The 3,889-nt window shown below is 62.5% G+C and carries 3 protein-coding genes and 1 riboswitch; of the genes, 2 read left to right on the top strand and 1 reads right to left on the bottom strand.

What is annotated here, in order from left to right:
• Positions 1–430: 430 nt before the first annotated feature.
• Complete coding sequence (locus tag Q8O80_RS05995) at positions 431–1,090, bottom strand: metalloregulator ArsR/SmtB family transcription factor (protein WP_305577957.1); 660 nt, start codon at positions 1,088–1,090, stop codon at positions 431–433.
• A gap of 86 nt (positions 1,091–1,176) precedes the next feature.
• Here Q8O80_RS05995 and Q8O80_RS05990 point away from each other — a divergent pair, with 86 nt between their 5' ends.
• Together Q8O80_RS05990 and Q8O80_RS05985 are read left to right on the top strand one after the other, a co-directional pair.
• Positions 1,177–1,914, top strand: a complete 738-nt coding sequence (locus tag Q8O80_RS05990; RefSeq protein ID WP_305577955.1) for an MBL fold metallo-hydrolase — start codon at positions 1,177–1,179, stop codon at positions 1,912–1,914.
• Positions 1,911–3,260, top strand: a complete 1,350-nt coding sequence (locus Q8O80_RS05985) for an MFS transporter (RefSeq protein WP_305577953.1) — start codon at positions 1,911–1,913, stop codon at positions 3,258–3,260. Before Q8O80_RS05990 ends, Q8O80_RS05985 begins: the two co-directional genes overlap by 4 nt.
• Before the next feature lie 515 nt (positions 3,261–3,775).
• Positions 3,776–3,889, top strand: a riboswitch (FMN riboswitch). This riboswitch is flagged as partial in the annotation.

Genomic DNA, 3,889 nt, shown 5'->3' with positions numbered 1-3,889 from the left:
TGATGGCAGGTTCCACGATGACGCAGCCGCTGCGATCTCATCCGGGGAGGTGCTGTGCCCGTGACTGGTCATCCCTTGACTCTGACCGAGATGGGCGACGGCGTCACCGTCTCGGCTGACTCTGTCGAGGACGCCCGCCCAGCTTTGAGGCGCTGTCGGAAGGCGGCACCGTGCTCATGTCGTTCGAGCCGCAGCCATGGTCACAGGGCTTTGGCCTGACCAAGGACCGTTTCGGCGTGACCTGGGTCATCGACTCACCAGCCGCAGAGTGATCTGGCGGCCAGCGCTTTCGGGTGGGCAGCGGACGCAGATCGGCAAGCAACATCGCCGCAATCGGTGCCGTCGCCCATTCCGGCGACGGCGCCAGCGTGCTGCCAGCTAGGCCGCCAATGGTCATCGCCACTACCGATATGATCTGAAACGGCGCCTGTCACGACGCGACTTCATTGCCGGCTGCCGCCCACTCAGGCATGCCGTCTTCGAGGCGTCTGGCCTTGAAGCCCCGCAGCCGAAGTCGCGACACCGCCTCGAAGGACATGACGCAATAGGCCCCACGGCAATAGGCGACGATATCTTCGTCAGGATCGAGTGTGGAAAGGCGCGCGTCGAGTTCGCCAAGCGGCACGTTCAGGGCCCCGGGCACATGGCCGAGCGCGTATTCATCGGCCGGTCGGACGTCGAGCACGGTGACCATGCCCTCGCGCAGGCGGCCACTGAGCTCCTCGCGCGTTATCGGCTCCAGATTGTCACGCTGCTCGAAATAGCCCCGGACAATTTTGTCGACCTCGGCCAGGTTGTTCTCTGCCACCCGCTGGATAGCCTGCATGGCCGCCAGCACACTGGCATCGGCCAACCGGTAGACCACGAACTTGCCCTGGCGCGCCGCTGTGACCAGGCCAGCCCGGCGCATGGTCTGCAGATGCTGGGAGACATTGGCGATGGGCGCCCCCAGTTTTTCTGCCAGCAGATCGACACTGCGCGGCCCCTGGCCGAGTTGCTCGATCAGCTCAAGACGTTGCGGATGCCCCAGCGTCTTGGCGACCAGGGCGAACTGCTCGAACAGGGCCAGCTTGGGTGAGAGACTTGACATCAGGACATCACTCTATCATTCAATGGAACAATTGAATATAACAACCCGGATCAGTCCGCAAGGGTTGGTCTAACCGGAGTTCCAACATGATCCTGCGTCAGTTTCTGCACTTTGATCCGGTAGGCGCGTCCTACCTCCTGGGCTGCGGCGGCAAAGCGTCAGCGGCCGTGGTCGATCCCATCGGACCCATTGAACCCTATCTCGAAGCTGCTGCCGCCACGGGTATGAAGATACTCTACGTGATCGACACCCATATCCATGCCGACCACATCTCCCCGGGCCGTGCTCTGGCCGAGGCTAGCGGCGCCAGATACACCCTGTTTGCAGGCGCTAACACGAATTTTGATTTTTATGGCGTGAACGATGGCAGTGTTCTTGAGCTGGGAAATGTGTTGATCACCGTTATGCATACGCCGGGCCATACCCCTGAACATATCTCGCTGCTCGTCACGGACCGGAGTCGTGCCGAGGAACCCTGGTTCGTCTTGACCGGCCACACCTTGATGGTAGGCGACATGGGGCGAACCGAACTTGCCAGCAGCGCCGAAGACGGTGCCAGGGCGCTGTTTGCCAGCGTGGAACGTCTCAAGGCCTTGCCTGACCATTTGGAGGTGCTGCCTGGCGCTTTCTCCGGCTCGGTGTGTGGGCGCAGCCTCAGCGGCAAGCCGAGCTCGACCATCGGCTTTGAGAAGCGTTTCAACAAGGCGTTCCGCATTGCCGACGAGAGCGCGTTCGTGGCGCGAATGGTCGCCGACATCCCGCCCCCGCCGCCGGAAGCAGCCGCCAACCGGGCCCGCAATGCCGGGCTGGAGACCGCCGCATGAGCAAAGGAGCAGCATTTTCAGGTGACAATGTGGGCACGCTCACGCGCGGCATTCGCGAAAACCTGACGCAGTTTGTCCATCAGCTTCTCCAGGTCATGCTGGTGGGCTTTGCTCTGGGCATGATGCGAACGGTCGTGCCGGCCCTGGCCGAGGCCGAATTCGGCGTGGCCCGGGGCTCCTTCATCCTCCTGACCGCCTTCGTTGTCGCCTTCGGCATGGTCAAGGGCGTGCTGAACTTCGTTGCTGGCCGCCTGTCCGAGCGGATTGGGCGCAAGCGCGTCCTACTGCTCGGCTGGATCGCGGCGCTGCCTGTCCCGTTCATGATCTACTTCGCCCCCGACTGGAACTGGATCGTCGCGGCCACCGTGCTGCTGGGCATCAATCAGGGTCTGGCCTGGTCGATGACCCAGACCTCCAAGCTCGACATCACCCGCGCTGACCAGCGCGGGCTGACCATCGGCCTCAATGAATTTGCCGGTTATGTCGGCGTCGCCGTGGCAGGTATTGTCACCGGCTACGCCGCAACGGCGCTCGGCGCCCGGCTCGGACTGCTGATCTTCGGACTTGCCGTGGTGATCACGGCTCTGGTGCTGACCATGGTCTGGGTTCGCGATACCCTGCCATGGGCCAAGGCAGAGGCGGCCACCCATGCCACAGCCAAGGCTGGTGCCAGTGCCTATCGTCCGCGCTATCCAACCAACATCTCCGACAATCCCACGACCTGGGAGGTGTTCACGCTGATGTCCTGGCGCGACCGGCGCATGGCCGCGATCAGCCAGGCCGGGCTGGTCGAGAAGTTTGTCGATGCGCTGGTCTGGGTCATCTTCCCGGTGTTCCTGTTCCAGCAGGGCATGGACCTTGCCTCCATCGGCTGGATCGTCGGCGCCTATGGTTTCGTCTGGGGTGGTTCGCAGCTTTTCACCGGGCGGCTTTCCGATCACGTTGGACGTCACTGGCCCAATGTGCTGGGCATGTGGATTTCTGGTCTCGGTGTCGGCATGGTGGTGATGGGCAGTGGCGTGTGGTGGTGGGCCGCATCGGCCGCCATAGCTGGTTTTGGCATGGCGCTGCTTTATCCCAACCTGTCGGCGGCAGTGGCCGACATAGCACCGCCCAGCTGGCGCGGTTCGGCCATTGGCATCTATCGGTTCTGGCGTGATCTTGGATACGGCATTGGCGCGCTCGGGCTTGGCCTGGTTGCCCATTTCAGCGGGGCTCTTGAGGCGACGTTCTGGTTCGTTGCCCTTTCAATGATGCTCTCGGGCCTGGTGTTGTGGGTATTCGGCGAGGAGACCCATCCCCGGCTCAACCCGGCAGATGCGCCTTCACATCCTCCTGGCCGATAGCAGCCGAGGCGATCAGCATGGTTGATATGGAAACGTGGTCCGCGATGACGTCGGTAGCTTCCGGTCAACGACGATCTTTCGTCCGCAATCCTGCGTCCTTCTGAAGGGCCCCGCAAAAAACCTATCCCCGCCCCCCAAAGCCGCCCGCATACTTGTCCCGTTCCCGCCAACACGCGGCCCTGACGCAGGGCTGGGCGGGAAGACCGTGGGAGAGGGGCGCCTTTCCAGTGAGGATGGAAATTCGGCAGCCGGGCCTGCAATACTGGTACCGCCTGAACCGGACCTCGCCAAAGAAGCGGATCGTAATGGGCGGCCCTTGGTCCGTTCTATGTCGACAGTTTTTGGTCCAATGGCCGCCCATTACCCGTTTAACCGTAAGCTGAAAGGCCGGGCGACGCTTTGGCGCGAACAGATTTTCTTCATCGTTCGCAAACGACGCACAGTTACATTCCTGTGTCTACTTGTCCGGCCGCACGCCCTGCCCTATGTTCATGCTTGCGGGACCACGGGTTCCGCATTGTTCTCAGGGCGGGGTGCGATTCCCCACCGGCGGTAAAGGCAGCGATGCCAAGCCCGCGAGCGCTTTTGGACCTGGTCCGAAAGGTCAGCAGATCCGGTGTAACTCCGGA

The organism is Devosia sp., from assembly GCF_030689745.1.
GTDB lineage: Bacteria > Pseudomonadota > Alphaproteobacteria > Rhizobiales > Devosiaceae > Devosia > Devosia alba.
Note: the sequence above shows the minus strand (reverse complement) of the source record. Positions and strands in the feature narration are given on the sequence as shown.

Excerpts from the sequence above, each read along its gene's own strand:
- Q8O80_RS05995 (WP_305577957.1), bottom strand. The coding sequence starts at position 1,090 with ATGTCAAGTCTCTCACCCAAGCTGGCCCTGTTCGAGCAGTTCGCCCTG.
- Q8O80_RS05990 (WP_305577955.1), top strand. The coding sequence starts at position 1,177 with ATGATCCTGCGTCAGTTTCTGCACTTTGATCCGGTAGGCGCGTCCTAC.
- Q8O80_RS05985 (WP_305577953.1), top strand. The coding sequence starts at position 1,911 with ATGAGCAAAGGAGCAGCATTTTCAGGTGACAATGTGGGCACGCTCACG.